The organism is Rathayibacter sp. AY1B8, from assembly GCF_002932775.1.
In the GTDB taxonomy this organism is placed as follows: domain Bacteria; phylum Actinomycetota; class Actinomycetes; order Actinomycetales; family Microbacteriaceae; genus Rathayibacter.
Genome location: NZ_PSWJ01000002.1, coordinates 285,757 through 303,949 on the forward strand (window position 1 = coordinate 285,757; position 18,193 = coordinate 303,949).

The following is an 18,193-nucleotide window of genomic DNA, read 5'->3' on the forward strand; positions in this document are numbered from 1 at the left end:
GCCCTCCAGCCTCCCACACCGCGCCCGCCGTGCCCGACCCCGACGGGCTGGCAGAATCGGACGATGCGCCGCTCGAGACCTCTCCGCCTCGCGACGCTCGCCTGGCTCGCGCTGATCGCCCTGATCACGCTGACGCCCGCGCCCTACCCGGCCGGGGAGCCCAACGCGCTGATCCGCGGGATCATCGCCTTCCTCGCTTCCACGCCGCTCACCGGCTGGTTCGACTTCGACGTGGCGGAGTTCACCGCGAACGTGCTGCTCTTCGTGCCGCTCGGTGCGCTGATCGCCGCGCAGTTGCCGGCGGGTCGCCGCCTGTGGGCCGCCGTCATCGGGCTCGCCGTGTCGGCGGCCGTCGAGACAGCGCAGCTGCTGTGGCTGCCGACCCGCGTCTCCGACGTGCAGGACCTCGTCTCGAACGGCAGCGGCTCCCTGATCGGCGCCCTGCTGACGATCGCGCTGCTCCGCTTCTCCCCCCGCCGCCGCTCCCGGAAGGACCGCACCGCCCATGCCCGCTGAGACCCTCGTCGTCCTCGACCGACCCTCCCTCGACGCCGAGGCGCACTCGCCGGGAGGACCCGCGCACCGCATCGATCCGAGCGGGCGCGGCGATCTGGACGTCACCGACCTCGGCTTCACCCGCGGCGACGGCGTGTTCGAGACGATCAACCTGGTCGACGGACGGCTGCAGGCGCTCGACGCGCACCTGGACCGCTTCGAGCGCTCGGCCCGGATGCTCGACCTGCCCCGGCCGGACCGGGCCGCCTGGCTCGAGGCGATCGGAGCGGCGGTGGCCGCGCACCCGCCCGTCGCCGAGGCGATGGTGAAGACGATCCTGACCCGCGGCGTCGAGGGCGGCGGGCGGCCCACCGGCGTCGTCTTCGTGCAGACCAGCCCGGACTTCGGCCCGGCCCGGCGCGACGGCGTGCGCGTGGTGCTCCTGGACCGCGGGCTGCGCTCGGACGTGCAGTCGACGTCCCCCTGGCTGCTCGTCGGCGCCAAGACGCTCTCGTACGCGGTGAACCGTGCGGCCGCGCGGGAGGCCGCCCGGCGCGGTGCCGACGACGCCCTGTTCGTGTCGAGCGACGGCTACCTGCTCGAGGGGCCGACCTCGAACCTCGTGCTGCTGACGGGCGGGGAGCTCGTGACTCCTCCGCCGAGCCTCGGGCTGCTGCCCGGCACCACGCAGGCCGACCTGTTCGCGCTCGCGCCGGGCCTCGGCCTCGGGACGGCGGTGCGTCCGCTGCGCTCGGGCGATCTGGAGGCGGCGGACGCGGCGTGGCTGGTCTCGAGCGCACGCAACGCCGCTCCCGTCCGCGCCGTCGACGGGACCGACCGCCGCGTCGACGCCGACCTCTCGGCCCGGATCAACGCCGCGCTGCTCGCCCGCTGAGCGTCCGACCCTCCTCCGTGGGACGCCCCGCGCCGAGCGCGGACGGCGTCCCGGAGGAGAAGAGGGCTCAGGAGAGGCCGTCGACGTCCGCGGGGCCGCGGCTGATCAGTCCGCCGCGGACGTGCTCGACGGTGGGGTCGAGCTGGACCGGATCGCGCTCGTCCGCCGCCTCGTCGTTGATCACGGCCGAGACGATGCCGCGCCAGTCGGTGCCCTCGGCCACGGCGTCCTCGGAGCCGACGCGGCGCGTGACGAACACGGCCTCCGACTCCTCGCCCGCGTGCGAGATGACGGCGAGGACGCCGACGGTGCGACCCCCCGGGTGCTCGATCCGCCACTCCTCGTGCCCGGACGGCACGAGCGAGAACTCCAGGCCCGCGTGCGGGAAGCCCGTGGGGCGCAGCTCGGACGGGGATCCGCTCTGCGGAGGCGCGCCGCGGGTGGGGACCCCGGTGCCCTCGCCGCTCGTCGTGCTCATGCCGACGTCGCCACGGGTTCCGCCGGCTCCGGAGCTGTCGTTCGCCGCGACCATGCGGTCGTCGCCGCTCCGCAGCGCGGCGTCCGCTCCGGTGTAGATGCTGTCGTCTCGGTTCATGGGAACCTCCTTGTCGGCGGCCAGTGTAGGACCGCGGGGTGGGTGGCGAGCGGGCGCCGTTCGTAGACTGGGGGGATGCAGATCCCGGTGACCGGTGCCGTGCGGGTGGACGCGTGGCTCTGGGCGGTGCGCATCTACAAGACGCGCTCCGCCGCGACGACCGCTGCCCGGGCCGGCCACATCCGCGTCAACGGCGAGCGGGCCAAGGCGGCGCAGACTGTGCGGGTCGGCGACGAGGTCCGCGCCCGGATCGGCGGCTTCGACCGGGAGCTGATCGTCCGCGGACTCGTGGTCAAGCGGGTCGGTGCGCCGGTGGCCGCCGAGTGCATGGAGGACCGGACGCCCCCGCCGCCACCCCGGGAGTCCGCGCCGGGCGTGATCGTCCGTGACCGCGGAGCGGGCCGCCCGACGAAGCGCGACCGGCGCGACATCGAGCGGCTCCGCGGATTCTGACCGCGCGACCCGGCAGCGGCCTCAGGGGGCGAGTGCGCGCAGGCGCTCCAGGAGCCCCTCCGCCGCCTCGTCGAGGAACCGCTGCTGCAGCTCGTCGCCGACCTGGACGAGGGCGATGTCGGTGAAGCCCGCCTCGATGTAGGGCACGAAGCTCTGGGCGAGCTCGTCGAGGTCGGGGCCGCAGGCGATCTGCTCGGCGACGTCCTCCGGGCGCACGAACTGGCTCGCTCCGGCGAAGCCGGCGGGGGTCGGCAGATCGGAGTTGACCGCCCAGCCGCCGGCGAACCAGCGGAACTGCTCGTGGGCCAGCGCCACTCCCTGCTCCTTGTCCGGCGCCCAGCAGATCGGGATCTGGCCGATCGTGCGCGAGGGGGCGGCGTCCGCACCGCGGACCGCGGTCCACTGCGAGATCAGCTCGGCGTCGGGCTCGGTCGTGATGAGGTGGTCGCCGATCGGCGCGAAGCGGGCGATCGACTTCTCCCCCGAGACCGCCAGGCCGATCTCGACCGGCGTGTCCGGCAGGTCCCAGATGCGGGCGGAGTCGACGCGGAAGTACTCGCCCTCCCAGGTCACCAGCTCGCCGGTGTGCAGCTCGCGGATGAGGTGGACGGCCTCCTCGAGCATGTCCTGGCGCACGGCGACCGAGGGCCAGCCCTCACCGACGACGTGCTCGTTGAGGTTCTCGCCCGAGCCTAGGCCGAGCGTGAAGCGGTCGTCGGAGAGGATCGCGAGCGTCGCGGCCTTCTGCGCCACCACGGCCGGGTGGTAGCGGATGGTCGGCGCGGTGACGTAGGTCGTGAGGTCGATGGTCGACGTGGCCTGCGCGACCGCTCCGAGCAGCGTCCAGGCGTAGGAGGCGTGCCCCTGCTCGGTCAGCCACGGCGAGTAGTGGTCGCTCGAGACCGCGAACTCGAAGCCGAGCCTCTCGGCGTCGACCGCGTAGCCCACCAGCTGCTTGGGTCCGCTCTGCTCGGTCATCAGGGTGTATCCGAATCGCACCATGGTCCGTCCTCGTTCCGCTCGTCGTGGGATGCCCGGGGGCACGTCCCATGGTGGGCGGGGCGCCGGATGCGCGCTAACCCCTTGCCCCGGTCGCGAGCGGCGGCTAGCGCGGCGTCAGACGAAGCGGATGCGGTTCTGCACGCGGGTGCGGACCTCGAACGACTCGCCGTACCCGCCGAGCCGCGGGTCGTCCGTGCCGGAGCGCAGCAGCTGCGGCAGCAGCGAGCGGCGGATGACGACGGCGCCCTGGTGCCTGCCGCGCTCGACCTGCTCGAACGGCTGCTCCAGCGCGTCGTCCGGCACGACCACGACGCTCGTCGAGAAGCGGACGCCCAGCTCGCGGCCGAGACGGCGCGCGGCCTTCGCGAGCGAGGCGATCGGCTTCTCGTCCTCGGCGATCCCGGGGCCCTCGAGCTCGCCCTTCCTCAGACGGACCGGGTCGCCCCAGTCGGCGGAGGTCAGCGCGAGCAGGCCGGCCGGCCCGAGCACGAGGTGGTCGATCTTGAGCCCGCCGTCGCCGACCGCGACGTCGTTCCAGATCGTGTAGGCGATGCCGAGCGCGCCGACGAGCGCGGCCGTCGCCTCCTCGGCCTGAGCCTTCGCGAGCCAGGAGCGGACCTCGCGAGGAGCGGAGCGGACGATCGCCGGGTCGAAGGGGTCCTCGGTCTCGACGCCGCGGCCGAGCCACTCGCGCACCAGGCGCAGGTAGTACTCGCGCGCCGCGCCTCCCGGGTGACCGTAGGAGCGGGCGCGCACGGCCGAGGCGGTCTGCGGGCGCGGTGAGCCGGTGTACGGCGACTGCGGGGAGGACCTCCCGGGGGCGGGAGCGCCTCGGTCGTAGTCGCCGCGGGCGGAGGCGCTGCCGATCCGCTCCCAGGCGAGCTGCACCGCGTGGAACGACGCGGCGTCGCCTCCCGTGTCCGGATGGGTCTCGCGGAGGCGGAGCCGGTACGCCCGGCGGAGCTCGTCGTCGGACGCGGTGGCGGCGACGCCCAGCACCTCGTAGGGGGTGCGGGCGGCGTGGCTGTCGGGCATGTGCTTCCGGAAGGGTCGGGGCGGGGGGTTCCGAGTGTATCGACGCGGGCCGGGCGCCCGGTGGGAGCGCGCACCGCGTCGGCTCGGAACGCGCCGAGCGCCCAGCGGGGGAAGGGGCGCCCGGCGGGGGTCAGTGCGCGAGCAGCTCGCGCACCCGCGGGATGACCTGCGTGCCGTAGAGCTCGATGTTGCGCATGATCGCCGGGTGCGGCAGCGTCCCGGCGCTGTACTTGAGGTCGAAGCGGTCGATGCCCAGGGCCTCGACCGTTCGCGCGATCTTCCGGGCGACCGTCTCGGGCGAGCCGAGGTGGATGGCGCCGTCGGGGCCGGCCTCCTCCTCGAAGCGCTCGCGGGTCATCGGGGACCAGCCGCGCTCGCGGCCGATGGCGTCCATCATCGCCTTGTGGTGCGGGAAGTACAGCTCGCGCGCCTCCTCGTCGGTGTCGGCGACGAAGCCGGGCGAGTGCACGGCGACCGGGAGGCGGGGCTGCTCGAGCTGGTCGAGCGCGCGGCCGAAGAGGTCGACGTAGGGGCGGAAGCGGGCCGGCGAGCCGCCGATGATCGCCAGGACGAGCGGGAAGCCGTACCGGGCGGCGCGGACGACCGACTCGGGGCTGCCGCCGACGCCGATCCAGGTGCGGAGGGTGCCGTTGTCGAGGGTCGGGTAGACGCTCTGCTCGGTGAGCGCGGGGCGGGTCGTGCCCTGCCAGGTGACCGGGCCGCCCTGGATCAGGGCGTGGAAGAGGTCGAGCTTCTCCTCGAAGAGGACCTCGTACTGCGCGAGGTCGTAGCCGAAGAGCGGGAAGGACTCGGTGAAGGAGCCGCGGCCGAGGATGACCTCGGCCCGGCCGCCGGAGAGTCCGTCGAGGGTGGCGAAGCGCTGGTAGACGCGCACCGGGTCGTCCGAGGAGAGGACCGTCACGGCGGAGCCGAGGTGGATGCGCTCGGTGCGGGCCGCGATGGCGGCGAGCACGACGTCCGGTGCGCTCACGGCGAAGTCGGCGCGGTGGTGCTCGCCGATCCCGAAGAAGTCGATGCCGACCCGGTCGGCCAGGACTCCCTCCTCGACCACGTCGCGGAGGACCTGGCCGTGCGGCAGCGGGGCGCCGTCGGGGCCGGCGGTGACGTCGCCGAACGTGTCGACGCCGAACTTGACTTCATGCATACTCATGGACTTCTGCAACCTCCGGGGGTCGACGGCTATTCCTGCGGGCGGGGTCCGACGTCCCCGGGCAGGAGCGCGTCGGAAGAGACGATCCCCGCCTCGAGCGCCGGCTCGCGGTAGGCGCGCCCGAGCGAGGCGACGGTGTCGTGCGCGTTCAGGCCGCTCGGGTTCGGCAGCACCCAGAGCGGCGCGCCCGCCACGTCCTCCTCCTGCCTGCCCTGCACCGCCCTGCGGCGTCCGAACGCGATCCGGTAGGCGGTGATGCCGACGACCGCGACGGCCCGGGGCCGCACCCGCTCCACGGTGGCGACCAGCCGCTGAGCGCCCTCGCGCAGCTCCTCCGCGGTCAGCTCGTCGGCACGGGCGGTCGCCCGGGAGGCGAGATTGGTGATGCCGACGCCGCGGGAGACGAGCTCCGCGCGGTCCGCGGCGCTCATCCCCTCGGACACGCGCGGCGCGCGCTCGAGGATCCCGGCCGCGACGAGCGCCGGGTAGAAGCGGTTGCCGGGGTGGGCGAAGTGCGCGCCGGTGGCGGCGGTCCACAGTCCCGGGTTGATGCCGACGAAGAGGAGCCGGACGTCGTCGCCCAGCAGGTCCTCGACGGTGCGGTCCTGGAACGCTGCGAGCTCGGCGCGGGTGAACGGCATGCGACCATCCTGCCGCGGCGCAAGTCCTCTCGGCTCGGGGTCGCCGGTGCCAGCATGGAGGCATGACGAACGCATCCCAGGACCACCCGATCCAGCACGGCAGCGACGACGCGCAGCTCGACGAGAAGCTGCGCGGCGTGCTGCTGCAGGTCGCCGGCGACGCCGAGCTGCGACCGGAGGAGGACGTCGAGACCCTGCTGCGCCAGCGCCTGCGCGACACGCGGATCTCGATCTCGGACGAGGCGATCCCGGGGCTCGCCAAGCGCATCCCCGGACTCATGCAGCGCGGGGGCGGCGACGTGAACCCCGGGGCGCACTAGCCCCGAGGGACGGGCGCGGGCCGAGCGGCTGCTCGGGCCGCGCCGGCTCGCGCTACTCGGGGACCGCCGGGCCCTTGCGGTGGTGGTCGAACACCAGGCTCGTGCGCGTCGAGGCCACCGCCGGGTTCGCCGAGAGGTTCGAGACCACGAAGTCCCGCACGTCGCTGGAGTCGCGGACCGCGACGTGGATGATGAAGTCCTCCGAGCCGCCGAGGAAGAACACCTGCACCACCTCGGGCAGCGCGCGGATCTCCTCCGCGAAGCGCGTGATCGCCTGGCGCTGGCCGACGCGGATGCTGACGCTGATCAGCGCCTGCAGGGTCAGGCCGAGCGCCGCCGGGTCGAGCTCGGCGGTGAAGCCGGTGATGACGCCGCGCTCGACGAGGCCCCGGACGCGTGCGACGCAGGTCGACGGGGCGATGCCGGCGCGCTCGGCGAGCCGGCTGTTGGGCGTCCGCGCGTCGGCGCGGAGGAGGCGCACCAGGGTCCGATCGACCGGATCCAGGTCGTCGAGGTCGTGCAGATCCTTCGGTGGCATGCGCCCGCTCCCTCACTCCGCCGACGAACCTTCGGCCCGTGCGGTGACTTCCGACCGATCCTGCGGAGTTCCTCCGCTCCGGGCACGATCTTCGCACGATGGGGGCAGAGCCGGTGCAGGATCGGCGCCCACCGCCCGCCCCGCGGGCCGCAGCGAAGGAGCCGCCGTGCGCGTCGGGATCCCCACCGAGATCAAGAACAACGAGAACCGGGTCGCCGCCACTCCGGCCGGCGTCCACGAGCTGGTGCGCCGCGGCCACGAGGTCCTCGTCGAGGCCGGCGCGGGCCTGGGCTCGCGCGTGTCGGACGACGACTTCCGCCGCGCCGGCGCCCTCGTCGTCGACGGGCCCGACGAGGTCTGGGGCGAGTCCGAGCTGGTCCTCAAGGTCAAGGAGCCGATCGAGGCCGAGTACCCGCGGATGCACCGCGACCAGGTGCTCTTCACCTACCTCCACCTCGCCGCCTCCCGCCCGTGCACCGATGCGCTGCTCGCCGCCGGGACGACCTCCATCGCCTACGAGACGGTCCAGCTGGACGACCGGCGGCTGCCGCTGCTCTCGCCGATGAGCGAGGTCGCCGGGCGCCTGTCGATCACGGTCGGCGCCTACCACCTCATGAGTGCCGTCGGCGGACGGGGCACGCTGCTCGGCGGGGTCCCCGGCACTCCGAAGGCGAAGGTCGTCGTGATCGGCGGCGGCACGGCCGGCGAGCACGCCGCGGCCAACGCCCTCGGCATGGGGGCCGACGTCACGATCGTCGACCTCTCGCTCCCCCGCCTCGCGCAGCTCGAGAACCGCTTCCAGGGCGCGATCCAGACCCGCGCCTCCTCGGCCTACGAGATCGCCGCGCAGCTGGCCGACGCCGACCTCGTGATCGGATCCGTCCTCATCCCGGGCGCCAAGGCGCCCAAGCTGGTGACCGACGAGATGGTCGCCACGATGAAGCCGGGCTCGGTGCTGGTCGACATCGCGATCGACCAGGGCGGCTGCTTCGAGGGCTCGCGTCCGACCACGCACGACGACCCGGTGTTCCCCGTGCACCGGAGCGTCTACTACTGCGTCGCGAACATGCCCGGCGCCGTTCCCGAGACCTCGACCCGCGCGCTCACCAACGCGACGCTCCCCTACGCGCTCGCGCTGGCCGACCGCGGGTGGCGGGCCGCCCTGGCCGCCGACCCGGCGCTCGCCCGCGGCCTGAGCACCCACGACGGCCGGGTGACGAACGCCGCCGTCGCCGCGGCCTTCGACCTCCCGGCCGTGCCGGTGGAGTCGCTGCTGGGCTAGGCGCCCGCGGGGGCGAGGCCGAGCCCCCCGAGGATCTCGGCGATCTCCTCCTCCGGAGCGCCGCCCACGTCGACCGTGACGTGGAGCTCGTCGTCACCGAGGGGCTCGAGCGCCTCGAACTGCGAGTCGAGCAGCGTGGTCGGCATGAAGTGGCCGACCCGCGAGGCGAGCCGCCCGGCGATCCGGTCCCTCGATCCCGCGAGGTGCGCGAAGACGAGGTCGTCGCGGCGGAGGACGTCGCGGTAGCGGCGGCGCAGGGCCGAGCAGGTCACGACGACCGAGCCGCCCGCGGCGATCCGCTGGTCCACCACGCGGGCGATCTCGGCCAGCCAGGGCGCCCGGTCCTCGTCGGTCAGCGGGATGCCGGCGTGCATCTTGTCGACATTCGCCTGCGGGTGCAGGTCGTCCCCCTCGAGGAACTCCCAGCCCAGTCGGCGCGCCAGGAACGACGCGACGGTCGACTTGCCGCTGCCGGAGACGCCCATGACGACGACGGCGCGGACGGGGACGGTGGGAAGAGCGGTCATCAGATACCTCCTACGAAGAGACCGATCAGGAGGACCCCGGCGAGCCCGGTCACCGAGACCAGGCACTCCATCACGGTCCAGGTCTTGAGCGTCTGGCCGATGCTGAGCCCGAGGTACTCCTTCACCAGCCAGAACCCGGCGTCGTTGACGTGCGACAGGAACACCGAGCCGGCGCCGATCGCGAGCACCATGAGGGCGACCATCGGCCCGTCCATGGTCTCGGTCAGCGGCTGGAGGATGCCTGCGGCGGTCACGGTGGCGACGGTCGCGGAGCCGGTGGCCACGCGGATCACGACGGCCACGAGCCAGGCGAGCAGCAGCGCCGAGGCGCCGCTCCCCTCCGCGAGCTGGGCGACCACGCCGCCGATCCCGGTGTCGACGAGGACCTGCTTGAAACCGCCGCCTGCGCCGACGATGAGCAGGATGCCCGCGATCGGCGGCAGCGAGCTCGAGAGCGAGGCCTGCAGCTCGGTGCGGTTCATCCGGCCGCCGCGGCCGAGCAGGACCAGACCGGCCAGGAGCGCGATCCCCAGCGCGATGGTCGGCGTGCCGAGGAAGTCGAGGGCGCCCTTCCAGGCGTCCGCGGATCCGGGGGCCGCGATGTCGGCGATCGCCTTGCCCAGCATCAGCACGACCGGCAGCAGGATGCTCGCGACGGCGGCGGCGAAGCCCGGGCGGTGCTCGCGCGTCTCGCCCGCGCCCTCGCCGAAGAGCGGCGGCGTCTCCACCGGCGCCCAGCGGGCGGCGACCCGGCCGAAGAGCGGGCCGGCGACGACGACGGTGGGGATCGCGACCAGGACGCCGAACGCGAGGGTCACGCCGAGGTTCGCGCCGAGTGCGTCGATCGCGACCAGCGGTCCGGGGTGGGGCGGGACGAGGCCGTGCATCACCGAGAGGCCGGCGAGCGTCGGGATCGCCACCTTCATCAGCGGCAGACCGCTCCGGCGGGCGACCAGGATCACGACCGGGATCAGCAGCACGAGCCCGACCTCGAAGAACATCGGCAGCCCGATCAGCGCGCCGACGAAGCCCATCATCCAGGGCAGCGCGCGAGTGCTCGAGCGGGCGATGAGGGTGTCCACGATGCGGTCCGCGCCGCCCGAGTCGGCGAGGAGCTTGCCGTACATCGCGCCGAGGCCGATGAGGATGCCGACGCCGCCCATGGTGTTGCCGAACCCCAGCGCGAAGCTGGCGACCGCGTCCGCCGCCGCCAGCCCCGCGATCAGGCCCGTCGTCAGCGCTCCGATCAGCAGGGAGACGAAGGGGTGCAGCTTCAGCCAGGTGATCAGCACGACGATCACGGCGATGCCGACGACGGCGGCGAGGATCAGCTGCCCCTGCCCGGCGGTGGTGGCGGGGGCGTCCCCGGCGGCGGCGCGGAGGGCGGGGAGGAGGGTCGGTGTCATGAGCGTCCTTGGTCGAGCCGACGGCCAGCGGCCGGCTTTTGTCCGACATAACCTGCGTGTGTCCCGATCATGCCCGAAGTTCGGCCGGGGCGCGACTCCGGCGATGGCAGGATGACCGCATGCCCGCGCCGACGCCCTCGCTGCACCACTCGGTGCTGGACGAGCTCGGTTCGCAGATCGTGCGCGGCGAGCTCGCGCCGGGCACCACCTTCAGCGCCGACGAGCGTGCGGAGCGGCGCGGGGTCTCCCGCTCGGTGATGCGGGAGGCGGTGCGCGTCCTCGAGACGCTCGGGCTCGTGACGTCCCGCCGCCGCGCGGGGACGCGGGTCCAGCCTCCGGAGTGCTGGAACGCCCTGGACACGCGGGTCGTCGCGTGGGGACTGGACGGCCCGGACCGGCGGCGCCAGCTGCACCAGCTCAGCGAGCTCCGACTCGGGGTGGAGCCGCTCGCCGCCCGGCTCGCCGCGGCGAACGCGACCGAGGAGCAGCGGCGGGCGCTCACGGAGGCGGGCGACGCCCTCTCCACCCACTCCCGCGCAGCCGACCAGTCCGCCTACCTCGCCGCCGACACCGCCTTCCACCGCTCCCTCCTGGCCGCGTCCGGCAACCGGATGCTCGCGCAGCTGGGCGATCTGGTCGCCGAGGTCCTCGCCGGCCGCACCCGCAATGCGCTCATGCCGCGCGAGGCCGACTCCACCGCGGTGCGGCTGCACCGGGCGGTGGCCGCCGCCGTCGCCTCGGGCGACGCGGACGCTGCGGAGGCCGCGATGCGGGCGATCGTCGAGGAGTCGGACCGGGCGGTGCAGGAGAGCTGACGGGGTTGCACGCCCGCTGCGCCGCGCGCACAGTGGAGCGCATGGTCGAGGGATACACGTCCGCGCAGGTGCGGGCCGCCGAGGCTCCGCACCTGGCCCGGCGGGAGCCGCTGATGCAGCGCGCCGCCGACGGCCTCGCCCGCGAGCTGCGTCTCGTGCTCGCCGGGCGCTCCGACCGCTCCCGTCCGGGCTCGGTGCTCGTCCTGGTCGGTCCGGGCGACAACGGCGGTGACGCGCTCTACGCGGCCGCCGAGCTCTCCTCCTCCGGAATTGACGTCGTCCTCGTCCTCACGGCCGAGCGGGTGCACCGCCGGGGCCTCGCCGTGGCGCTCGACGAGGGCTGCGGGCAGGTGCCGGCCGACGACGCGCCCGGCCTCGCCGCGGCGGTGGCGCGGGCGGATGTCCTGGTCGACGGGATCCTCGGCATCGGAGCGACGGAGCCCGCGCTGCGGGGGCGGCCGCGCGTCGTCGTCGAGGCGGTGCTCGACGCGCTCGAGCGGCGGGCCGAGCGCCCGGTGGTCGTCGCGGTCGACCTGCCGAGCGGCGTCCATCCCGACGACGGGTCGGTCCCCGATCCCACCGTGCTGCGCGCCGATGTGACGGTCGCCTTCGGCGCGATCAAGGCCGGTCTGCTGCTGCCTCCGGGCGACTCCTACGCGGGCCGTCTGCGCCTGGTCGACATCGGCCTCGGCCCGGACCTGGCCGGAGTGGAGCCCGCGGTCCGCGAGTGAGTGAGCGGCTCAGGAGAGAGCGAGGAGGTGCGCCTTCTCGGGGTGCTGCTCGAACCACTGCCCGACGTACCAGCACATCGGTACGACGCTTCGCCCGCCGGCGGCCTCGATGTCGTCGACGGCGAAGGAGACCAGCTCCCCTGCGAGCCCGCGGCCTCGGAAGGGCGGGGTCGTGAAGGAGCGGACGAGGGAGACGCTGCCGGGCGCCTCGCGGTAGTCGAGGACGCCCACCAGGGCGCCGTCGAGGTGGAGCTCGTAGCGCGACGCGTCGTCCGCCCGGCGGAAGTCCTTGGCCATGCCTCCAGAGTAGGACGGCTCGGACGGATCAGGTCTCGTCGCCGAGCATCTCGCCGTCGGCGTAGAGCCAGCGACCGTCCTCGCGCAGGAAGCGGCTGCGCTCGTGCACGAGGCCGGGGCCGGCGGGCGAGCGGTAGGAGGCGCGGAACTCGACCAGGCCCTCCTCGTCGCCCTCCCGCCCGAACGAGGTGTCGACGATCTGGAGCCGGCGCCACTGGAGGTCGGGATCGAGGTCGATGCGGCGCGGCCGGGTCGAGGGGTGCCAGCTCGCGAGCAGGTAGGGAGCGCTGCCGAGGACGTTCGCGCTGTAGCGGCTGCGCATCAGGCGCTCCGCCGTCGGCGAGGTCTCCTCGCCGAGGTGGGCGGGGCGGCAGCAGTCGGCGTAGTGGCGGCGGCTTCCGCAGGGGCAGGAGTCGGCGGGATGCATCCGGCCAGTGTGGCAGGCGATGCGGCGCCCCCGGTCCGGCGCGGCTCCGGCGAGCGCCGCGACTCCCTGGGCCGTCCATGTGTGCATCCCCTCCACATCCGCTCCGCCGCCTTGAGGGTGCCGCCGGATCCCGGCAACGTGGCCCCCTCATCGACCACGGACGGAAGGAACGACCCGATGCTCACGCTCACCGACAACTCCAGCACCGTCGTCAAGACCATCACCGGGCAGACCGAGACCCCCATCGAGGGAGGCCTGCGCATCAGCGGCACCGATCTCGACGCCCGCAACTTCGCTGTCGCGGTCGCCGCGGCCCCCGAGACGACGGACGCCGTCGTGGAGCAGGACGGAGCGCGCGTGTTCCTCGACGTCGCCGCCTCCGTCGCTCTCGGCGACAAGGTCCTCGACGCGCAGGTGGACGAGGGCGGCTCCGTCAGCTTCGGGATCGCTCCGCAGAGCTGACCCCGTCGACCCGGAGGCCGCCCCCACCGCAGTGCGGGAGGGCGGCCTCCGTCGTCCCCCGGATCAGGAGAGGACGTCGCGAGTGGTGAAGCGGCCGATCGCGAGCGACCCGAACACGGCGACGTAGGCGAGCTGGAGCAGCGCGTTCTCGCCGAAGGAGCTCCACGCGATCGGGTCGCGCAGGAGGTCGGCGAAGTCGAACCACCGATCGGTCAGCAGGAACGGGTGGAGGGCGTCCAGCTGCGAGAGCGAGCCGACGATCTGCGCCGCGATGGAGACGACCACGGTGGCCGCCATGGCGCCGACCGGCACATCGGTCAGCGTCGAGATGAAGAGGCCGATCGCCGAGAGCCCGACCAGCGAGAGCGCCGCGTACACGGCGATCGCCAGGGCCCGGCCGATCGCGTCGGCGAGCGGGACGGTGCTGCCGGAGAGCAGCGTCACCGGTCCCGCCGGGAAGAGCGCCAGGCCGATCAGGATCCCGACCACCATGACGGTGAGTGCTGCGGCGAGGCAGAAGGCGAGGGAGGCGGCGAACTTCACCGCGAGCAGCCGCACGCGGCCGACGGGGCTGACCAGCAGGTAGCGCAGCGTCCCGAGCGAGGCCTCGCCCGCGATCGCGTCGCCGGCGACGACCCCGACCGTGAGCGGGAGGAACAGCGGGACGGCGACCGTGATGGCCGCGAAGCCGGTGAAGAGGCCGTTGCCGGCGATCGCTCCCACGAAGGACGGCCCGCCTCCGTCGCCGCCCGAGAGCCGCACCGCGACGGCGAGCAGGATCGGGATGGCGGCCAGGGCCGCGAGCAGCGCCCAGGTGCGGCGCCGGCGGAAGAGCAGGGCGAGCTCGGAGGCGAGCAGGGACCCGATCCCCGCGCGGCGGACGGTCGCGTCAGCGCTCGACATCGAAACCCTCCCCGGTCAGCTCGACGAAGCGCTCCTCGAGCGAGGGGCGGCGGACGGCGAACCCGCGGACGCGGACGTCGGCCCGCACGAGGTCGGCGACCAGCGTCTCGGCCTCGAGCCCGGGCGGCAGTGCGGCGACGACCAGCGGCGGATCGGCGGGGTGCGGGCCCGGCGCGGTGCGCGGCTCCAGACCCCGGGTGTGCAGAGCCACGATCGCGCGCTCGCGGTCGGGCGTCAGCAGCTCGACCGAGGCGGCGTCCCCGCGCAGCTCGTCGAGCCCGCCCTGGGCGACGAGGCGCCCGGTGCGCATGATGGCGGCGTGGGTGCAGAGCTGCTCGATCTCGGCCAGGAGGTGGCTGGAGACGAGGACGGTCGTGCCGTCCTGGTTCAGTCCGCGCACGAGAGCGCGGACCTCTCGGGTGCCCTGCGGGTCGAGGCCGTTCGTGGGCTCGTCCAGCACGATCAGGTCGCGCGGCGAGAGCAGGGCGACCGCGATGCCGAGCCGCTGCTTCATGCCCAGGGAGTAGGAGCCGACCTTCTTGCGCGCCGCGGCCGAGAGGCCGACGCGGGCGAGGGCCTCCTTCGCGCGGGTGTCGCGGGTGCGGGACGAGGTGCCCGCCTCCGCGGCGTCGAAGCGCCGGAGGTTGGCCGCTCCGGAGAGGAACGGGTAGAAGCCCGGCCCCTCGACCAGCGCCCCCACCCGGGGCAGGACCTCGGCCGCGCGCCGGGGCATGGCCTGCCCGAGGACGGTGATGCTGCCCGCGGTCGGCGCGGCGAGGGCGAGCAGCATCCGGATCGTCGTGGTCTTGCCCGAGCCGTTCGGGCCGAGGAAGCCGAAGACGGCGCCGCGGGGAACGGCGAGGTCGAGACCGGAGACCGCCTCCTGGCGCCCGAAGCGCTTGGAGAGGCCCCGCGTCTCGACGGCGAGCTCGCCCGCCGTCACCGAGCGGAGGCCGCGTCGCGGAGCGTCTCGGCCGGGACCGCGCCGGCGAGGACGCGTCCGTCGTCGGTGACGAGAACGGTCAGCAGGGCGGAGGAGAGGACGCGGCCGCCGTCGACCGGCGTGGTGACCGCGTCGAGCGAGGAGAGCGCGTCGGCGTCATCGGCGGGCAGCTCGACGACGCTCGTCCAGCCGGACCCCGTGGTGACGACGTCGGAGTGCTCGGCCGTGCCCGCGGCGGGCGCGTCGGAGGCGTCCGCCTCGTCGTCGACCGGAGCGGCCTGCTCCGTCACCTCGGCGCCGGCCGGGGGCGTGAAGGAGAAGAGGGACGCATCGGGCGTCGAGAAGTCGATGCTCGTGTACGCGACGCTGAACGCGGGCGCGGTGCCCCCGCGGGCGGTCACGGCCACTCCGAGCGGGAGACCCGTCTCGCCGTCGACCGAGACGGTCACGGAGCCCACGAGGGTGCCGCCGTCGCGGGGCGTGAGCACGAGCTCGTACGCGTCGCGCCCGGCGACGCTGACGTCCGAACCGACCGCGACCGTGGTCGTCGGGTCGATCGCGGCGAGCAGCTGCTCGGCGGCGGACGACGGCGTGACGACCTGATCGCCCGGCGAGGCCGCGGGGGCTCCGCCCGCGGGAGGCACGAGGTGGGTGGCGGTGTTCGCGCTCGAGTCGTAGATCCAGACTCCGTCGGTCGTCGAGGCGACGACGTCGCGCTCGGCGAGCCGGTCGAGCACCTGGAGGCGCACGCCCTTTTCGGCGTCGACGTACACGCGCGCCTGGTGCGAGCCGGTGGCGAGCTCGACGAGGGAGTCGGCGGGGTCGGCGGACGCCGAGCCGGCGGAGCCGCCGAGCGCCGAGAGGTCGGGCAGGCCGAGGTCCGAGGTCTGCTGGATCTCGCCGGAGAACGCCGTGGCGTCGCTCTCGGCGACGAAGGCGAGGAGGTCGGCGGCGGACTTCTCGGGGAGGTCCCCCGCGGCGCTCGCCGAGAGGGGGAGGGCGACGGCCGCGGCGACGACGACCGCGGGGACGACGGCGACGGGCGTCCAGCGCTTCCAGTCAATGCTCATGCCGGGAACGCTACGCCTCGAACCTCCGCGGCGGGCCTGGAACGTCCCGGTCCACAGCCTTCCGGAAGGGGGTGCGGTCCGAGACCGCGGCCGGGATGATCAGGGCATGGACCTCCCGTTCGCGCTCCCCGTCGCCCCGATGCTCGCCAAGGCCGTTCCTGCGGTGCCGGAGCAGACCGCAGTCGAGGGCGGATACTCCTACGAGCCGAAGTGGGACGGGTTCCGCGCGATCGTCTCGGTCTCCGGCGGGGAGTGCGAGATCGGGAGCCGCGGCTCCAAGCCGCTGACCCGGTACTTCCCCGAGCTCGTCGAGGCCTTCCTCCGGCTGCTCCCCGACGGCTGCGTGCTCGACGGCGAGATCGTCCTGGCGACCGGCGAGCCGGGAGTGCAGCGGCTCGACTGGGACCTGCTCTCGCAGCGCATCCATCCGGCCGCGAGCCGCGTGAGGATGCTGGCGGAGACCACCCCGGCGATGCTCGTCGCCTTCGACCTGCTCGCCGTGGACGGGCGCAGCATGCTCGAGGAGCCGTACTCGGCGCGGCGGGAGGCGCTCGCCGCGGTGATGGCCGGCGTCCCGCATCCGCTGCACCTCGGCCGCGCCACCGACGACGAGGCCCTGGCGCGCGACTGGCTGGAGCGCTTCGAGGGCGCAGGACTGGACGGCGTCGTGGCGAAGCCCCTGGCCGCGCCCTACTCCCCCGGGAAGCGCGCCGTGCTCAAGGTCAAGCACCGCCGCACGGCCGACGTGATCGCGATCGGGTACCGCGAGCACGCCTCCAAGCCGGGCGTGGGCTCGATCCTGCTCGGCCTGCACGGCGACGACGGAGAGGTCCGCCAGGTCGGCGGGGCCTCGGCCTTCAGCGACGAGCGTCGCGTGCAGCTGCTGGAGGAGCTCGCGCCCGCGGTCGAGCGCGACGCGGAGGGAGCACCGGTGCGCGGCGAGGGCGAGCGGAGCCGGTTCTCGAGCGGCCGCGACACCTCCTTCGTGCGTCTGCGTCCCGAGCTCGTGCTCGAGGTCCGCTACGACCAGCGCGAGGGCGACCGCTTCCGGCACACCGTGCAGTTCGAGCGCTGGCGCCCGGACCGCGACGCCGCCTCCTGCACCATGGAGCAGCTGGAGCAGCCGACCGCGTACGACCTCGGCGACGTCCTCGGCTAGGCCTTCTTCGCGCGGCTGGGCTGCACGCGGGGCGGCTCGCCCGGCATCTTGGGGAAGTCGGGCGGGAACGGCAGCTCGCCGAGGCCGGCGGCGACATCGCGCTCCCACCAGCCGAGCAGGGCGTCGAGGCGGCCGGGGGCGTCGTGCATCCGGGCCCACGGATCGCCGCGCTCGGCGAGGCGCGCCGGGACCGTGCGGATCGTGAAGGCCCGCGGGTCGACGCCGTCGAGCTCGTCCCAGTCCAGCGGAGTGGAGACGGGAGCGTGCGCGAGCGGCCGCGGGCTGTAGGCACCGGCGATCGTCCGGTCGCGGTTGGCCTGGTTGAAGTCGACGAAGATCCGCTCGCCGCGCTCCTCCTTCCACCACGCCGTCGTGACCTGCTCGGGCATCCGCCGCTCCAGCTCGCGCGCCGCGGCGATCACCGCGTGGCGGACGTCGAGGAACTCGTGCTCGGCGACGATCGGCGCGAAGACGTGCAGGCCGCGGTTGCCGGACGTCTTCACGAACGGGTCGAGGCCGGCCTCCCGCAGGACCTCCCGCAGCGCGTGCGCGGCGACGACCGCGTCGGCGACGTCGGTGCCGGGCTGCGGGTCGAGGTCGATCCGGAGCTGGTCGGGCAGGTCGGGCGCATCGGCGCGGGACGCCCACGGGTGGAAGACGACGGTGTTCATCTGCGCCGCCCAGACGGCGGCCGCGGGCTCGTCGATCACGAGCTGCGGATGCACCCGCCCGCTCGGGTACGTCACCGGGACGGACCGGACGTACTCGGGCGCGCCCTTGGGCGGGTTCTTCGAGAAGAACTGCTCGCCCTCGATCCCGGAGGAGAACCGCTGCAGCGAGACGGGGCGGCCGCCGTTCGCCGCGACGAACGGCTCGCCGACGGCGATCAGGTACTCCGCGACCTCGCGCTTGGTGATGCCCGGCTCCGGGAACAGCACGCGCTCGGGGCTCGAGATCCGCACCTCCCGGTCGCCGTGCGGTCCGGGGACGGTGAGGACGACGGCGTCGCTGCTGGGCATCTGCTGA

Annotated in this window: 23 protein-coding genes; 9 read left to right on the plus strand and 14 right to left on the minus strand. The window is 74.2% G+C overall.

The window, feature by feature from the left end:
• Positions 1-63: 63 nt before the first annotated feature.
• On the plus strand, positions 64-516 hold the full coding sequence (locus tag C5C63_RS02925; protein WP_104222568.1) for a VanZ family protein: 453 nt from the start codon (positions 64-66) through the stop codon (positions 514-516).
• Positions 506-1,390, plus strand: a complete 885-nt coding sequence (locus tag C5C63_RS02930) for an aminotransferase class IV (protein ID WP_104325458.1) — start codon at positions 506-508, stop codon at positions 1,388-1,390. The genes C5C63_RS02925 and C5C63_RS02930 overlap by 11 nt, the downstream gene beginning before the upstream one ends.
• Before the next feature lie 67 nt (positions 1,391-1,457).
• On the opposite strand, the gene C5C63_RS02935 is transcribed toward C5C63_RS02930, so the two are convergent.
• Positions 1,458-1,985: a hypothetical protein gene (locus tag C5C63_RS02935; protein ID WP_104295633.1), complete on the minus strand. Its 528-nt coding sequence runs from the start codon at positions 1,983-1,985 to the stop codon at positions 1,458-1,460.
• Positions 1,986-2,060: 75 nt separating this feature from the next.
• On the opposite strand from C5C63_RS02935, the gene C5C63_RS02940 reads away from it, so the two are divergent.
• Positions 2,061-2,438 carry an RNA-binding S4 domain-containing protein gene (locus C5C63_RS02940; RefSeq protein WP_181027140.1) on the plus strand — a complete coding sequence of 126 codons (378 nt, stop codon included), beginning with the start codon at positions 2,061-2,063 and terminating at the stop codon, positions 2,436-2,438.
• A gap of 21 nt (positions 2,439-2,459) precedes the next feature.
• On the opposite strand, the gene C5C63_RS02945 is transcribed toward C5C63_RS02940, so the two are convergent.
• The 4 genes from C5C63_RS02945 to C5C63_RS02960 form a co-directional block, all read right to left on the minus strand.
• The gene (locus C5C63_RS02945; RefSeq protein WP_104222565.1) at positions 2,460-3,440 is read right to left on the minus strand and encodes a TIGR03557 family F420-dependent LLM class oxidoreductase; all 981 of its coding nucleotides are present in this window, start codon (positions 3,438-3,440) and stop codon (positions 2,460-2,462) included.
• A 114-nt stretch (positions 3,441-3,554) separates the two neighbouring features.
• Positions 3,555-4,475 carry a J domain-containing protein gene (locus C5C63_RS02950; RefSeq protein ID WP_104222564.1) on the minus strand — a complete coding sequence of 307 codons (921 nt, stop codon included), beginning with the start codon at positions 4,473-4,475 and terminating at the stop codon, positions 3,555-3,557.
• Between the two features lie 130 nt (positions 4,476-4,605).
• Positions 4,606-5,640 carry an LLM class flavin-dependent oxidoreductase gene (locus C5C63_RS02955; protein WP_104225389.1) on the minus strand — a complete coding sequence of 345 codons (1,035 nt, stop codon included), beginning with the start codon at positions 5,638-5,640 and terminating at the stop codon, positions 4,606-4,608.
• Positions 5,641-5,675: 35 nt separating this feature from the next.
• Entirely contained in the window at positions 5,676-6,287 is a 612-nt protein-coding gene (locus C5C63_RS02960; RefSeq protein WP_104222562.1) for a mismatch-specific DNA-glycosylase, read from the minus strand.
• Between the two features lie 62 nt (positions 6,288-6,349).
• Here C5C63_RS02960 and C5C63_RS02965 point away from each other — a divergent pair, with 62 nt between their 5' ends.
• Positions 6,350-6,607, plus strand: coding sequence for a hypothetical protein (locus tag C5C63_RS02965; RefSeq protein ID WP_104222561.1), 258 nt, complete (start codon positions 6,350-6,352; stop codon positions 6,605-6,607).
• A gap of 52 nt (positions 6,608-6,659) precedes the next feature.
• On the opposite strand, the gene C5C63_RS02970 is transcribed toward C5C63_RS02965, so the two are convergent.
• Positions 6,660-7,145, minus strand: a complete 486-nt coding sequence (locus C5C63_RS02970) for an Lrp/AsnC family transcriptional regulator (protein WP_104222560.1) — start codon at positions 7,143-7,145, stop codon at positions 6,660-6,662.
• Between the two features lie 166 nt (positions 7,146-7,311).
• Here C5C63_RS02970 and ald point away from each other — a divergent pair, with 166 nt between their 5' ends.
• A complete protein-coding gene (gene ald / locus C5C63_RS02975) occupies positions 7,312-8,427 on the plus strand; it encodes an alanine dehydrogenase (protein WP_104325459.1) in 1,116 nt (371 codons plus the stop codon).
• Here the strand turns inward: ald and C5C63_RS02980 are convergent.
• Positions 8,424-8,954 (minus strand): gluconokinase, encoded by a 531-nt coding sequence (locus tag C5C63_RS02980; protein WP_104325460.1) that lies wholly within the window; start codon positions 8,952-8,954, stop codon positions 8,424-8,426. The genes ald and C5C63_RS02980 overlap by 4 nt on opposite strands.
• On the minus strand, positions 8,954-10,360 hold the full coding sequence (locus C5C63_RS02985; protein ID WP_104325461.1) for a GntP family permease: 1,407 nt from the start codon (positions 10,358-10,360) through the stop codon (positions 8,954-8,956). The genes C5C63_RS02980 and C5C63_RS02985 overlap by 1 nt, the downstream gene beginning before the upstream one ends.
• A gap of 119 nt (positions 10,361-10,479) precedes the next feature.
• On the opposite strand from C5C63_RS02985, the gene C5C63_RS02990 reads away from it, so the two are divergent.
• Positions 10,480-11,175: a FadR/GntR family transcriptional regulator gene (locus tag C5C63_RS02990; RefSeq protein WP_104225394.1), complete on the plus strand. Its 696-nt coding sequence runs from the start codon at positions 10,480-10,482 to the stop codon at positions 11,173-11,175.
• Between the two features lie 41 nt (positions 11,176-11,216).
• Complete coding sequence (locus C5C63_RS02995) at positions 11,217-11,906, plus strand: NAD(P)H-hydrate epimerase (protein WP_104325462.1); 690 nt, start codon at positions 11,217-11,219, stop codon at positions 11,904-11,906.
• A gap of 9 nt (positions 11,907-11,915) precedes the next feature.
• On the opposite strand, the gene C5C63_RS03000 is transcribed toward C5C63_RS02995, so the two are convergent.
• On the minus strand, positions 11,916-12,203 hold the full coding sequence (locus C5C63_RS03000) for a GNAT family N-acetyltransferase (protein ID WP_104288291.1): 288 nt from the start codon (positions 12,201-12,203) through the stop codon (positions 11,916-11,918).
• 28 nt (positions 12,204-12,231) lie between these two features.
• The gene (locus tag C5C63_RS03005) at positions 12,232-12,630 is read right to left on the minus strand and encodes a YchJ family protein (RefSeq protein WP_104325480.1); all 399 of its coding nucleotides are present in this window, start codon (positions 12,628-12,630) and stop codon (positions 12,232-12,234) included.
• Positions 12,631-12,807: 177 nt separating this feature from the next.
• Here C5C63_RS03005 and C5C63_RS03010 point away from each other — a divergent pair, with 177 nt between their 5' ends.
• Complete coding sequence (locus C5C63_RS03010) at positions 12,808-13,092, plus strand: hypothetical protein (protein WP_104325463.1); 285 nt, start codon at positions 12,808-12,810, stop codon at positions 13,090-13,092.
• Positions 13,093-13,155: 63 nt separating this feature from the next.
• Here the strand turns inward: C5C63_RS03010 and C5C63_RS03015 are convergent, their stop codons facing one another.
• Genes C5C63_RS03015 through C5C63_RS03025 form a run of 3 tightly spaced genes read right to left on the minus strand, consistent with a single transcriptional unit; the run spans position 13,156 to position 16,008 of the window.
• Complete coding sequence (locus tag C5C63_RS03015) at positions 13,156-13,995, minus strand: ABC transporter permease (RefSeq protein ID WP_104325464.1); 840 nt, start codon at positions 13,993-13,995, stop codon at positions 13,156-13,158.
• The gene (locus tag C5C63_RS03020; RefSeq protein WP_104325465.1) at positions 13,982-14,938 is read right to left on the minus strand and encodes an ABC transporter ATP-binding protein; all 957 of its coding nucleotides are present in this window, start codon (positions 14,936-14,938) and stop codon (positions 13,982-13,984) included. The genes C5C63_RS03015 and C5C63_RS03020 overlap by 14 nt, the downstream gene beginning before the upstream one ends.
• On the minus strand, positions 14,935-16,008 hold the full coding sequence (locus C5C63_RS03025) for a DUF2092 domain-containing protein (RefSeq protein ID WP_104325466.1): 1,074 nt from the start codon (positions 16,006-16,008) through the stop codon (positions 14,935-14,937). Before C5C63_RS03025 ends, C5C63_RS03020 begins: the two co-directional genes overlap by 4 nt.
• 106 nt (positions 16,009-16,114) lie before the next feature.
• Here C5C63_RS03025 and C5C63_RS03030 point away from each other — a divergent pair, with 106 nt between their 5' ends.
• Entirely contained in the window at positions 16,115-17,167 is a 1,053-nt protein-coding gene (locus C5C63_RS03030) for an ATP-dependent DNA ligase (RefSeq protein ID WP_104325467.1), read from the plus strand.
• On the opposite strand, the gene ligD is transcribed toward C5C63_RS03030, so the two are convergent.
• On the minus strand, positions 17,164-18,186 hold the full coding sequence (gene ligD, locus C5C63_RS03035; protein WP_181028781.1) for a non-homologous end-joining DNA ligase: 1,023 nt from the start codon (positions 18,184-18,186) through the stop codon (positions 17,164-17,166). The two genes, C5C63_RS03030 and ligD, sit on opposite strands and share 4 nt — an antisense overlap.
• Positions 18,187-18,193 lie beyond the last annotated feature (7 nt).

Excerpts from the sequence above, each read along its gene's own strand:
- C5C63_RS03010 (WP_104325463.1), top strand. The coding sequence starts at position 12,808 with ATGCTCACGCTCACCGACAACTCCAGCACCGTCGTCAAGACCATCACC.
- C5C63_RS03025 (WP_104325466.1), bottom strand. The coding sequence starts at position 16,008 with ATGAGCATTGACTGGAAGCGCTGGACGCCCGTCGCCGTCGTCCCCGCG.
- C5C63_RS02985 (WP_104325461.1), bottom strand. The coding sequence starts at position 10,360 with ATGACACCGACCCTCCTCCCCGCCCTCCGCGCCGCCGCCGGGGACGCC.
- C5C63_RS02980 (WP_104325460.1), bottom strand. The coding sequence starts at position 8,954 with ATGACCGCTCTTCCCACCGTCCCCGTCCGCGCCGTCGTCGTCATGGGC.
- C5C63_RS02935 (WP_104295633.1), bottom strand. The coding sequence starts at position 1,985 with ATGAACCGAGACGACAGCATCTACACCGGAGCGGACGCCGCGCTGCGG.
- C5C63_RS02945 (WP_104222565.1), bottom strand. The coding sequence starts at position 3,440 with ATGGTGCGATTCGGATACACCCTGATGACCGAGCAGAGCGGACCCAAG.
- C5C63_RS03000 (WP_104288291.1), bottom strand. The coding sequence starts at position 12,203 with ATGGCCAAGGACTTCCGCCGGGCGGACGACGCGTCGCGCTACGAGCTC.
- C5C63_RS02950 (WP_104222564.1), bottom strand. The coding sequence starts at position 4,475 with ATGCCCGACAGCCACGCCGCCCGCACCCCCTACGAGGTGCTGGGCGTC.
- C5C63_RS02965 (WP_104222561.1), top strand. The coding sequence starts at position 6,350 with ATGACGAACGCATCCCAGGACCACCCGATCCAGCACGGCAGCGACGAC.
- C5C63_RS02940 (WP_181027140.1), top strand. The coding sequence starts at position 2,061 with ATGCAGATCCCGGTGACCGGTGCCGTGCGGGTGGACGCGTGGCTCTGG.
- C5C63_RS02930 (WP_104325458.1), top strand. The coding sequence starts at position 506 with ATGCCCGCTGAGACCCTCGTCGTCCTCGACCGACCCTCCCTCGACGCC.
- C5C63_RS02990 (WP_104225394.1), top strand. The coding sequence starts at position 10,480 with ATGCCCGCGCCGACGCCCTCGCTGCACCACTCGGTGCTGGACGAGCTC.
- C5C63_RS03015 (WP_104325464.1), bottom strand. The coding sequence starts at position 13,995 with ATGTCGAGCGCTGACGCGACCGTCCGCCGCGCGGGGATCGGGTCCCTG.
- ligD (WP_181028781.1), bottom strand. The coding sequence starts at position 18,186 with ATGCCCAGCAGCGACGCCGTCGTCCTCACCGTCCCCGGACCGCACGGC.
- C5C63_RS02960 (WP_104222562.1), bottom strand. The coding sequence starts at position 6,287 with ATGCCGTTCACCCGCGCCGAGCTCGCAGCGTTCCAGGACCGCACCGTC.
- C5C63_RS02970 (WP_104222560.1), bottom strand. The coding sequence starts at position 7,145 with ATGCCACCGAAGGATCTGCACGACCTCGACGACCTGGATCCGGTCGAT.
- C5C63_RS02955 (WP_104225389.1), bottom strand. The coding sequence starts at position 5,640 with ATGCATGAAGTCAAGTTCGGCGTCGACACGTTCGGCGACGTCACCGCC.
- C5C63_RS02925 (WP_104222568.1), top strand. The coding sequence starts at position 64 with ATGCGCCGCTCGAGACCTCTCCGCCTCGCGACGCTCGCCTGGCTCGCG.
- C5C63_RS02995 (WP_104325462.1), top strand. The coding sequence starts at position 11,217 with ATGGTCGAGGGATACACGTCCGCGCAGGTGCGGGCCGCCGAGGCTCCG.
- C5C63_RS03005 (WP_104325480.1), bottom strand. The coding sequence starts at position 12,630 with ATGCATCCCGCCGACTCCTGCCCCTGCGGAAGCCGCCGCCACTACGCC.
- C5C63_RS03030 (WP_104325467.1), top strand. The coding sequence starts at position 16,115 with ATGGACCTCCCGTTCGCGCTCCCCGTCGCCCCGATGCTCGCCAAGGCC.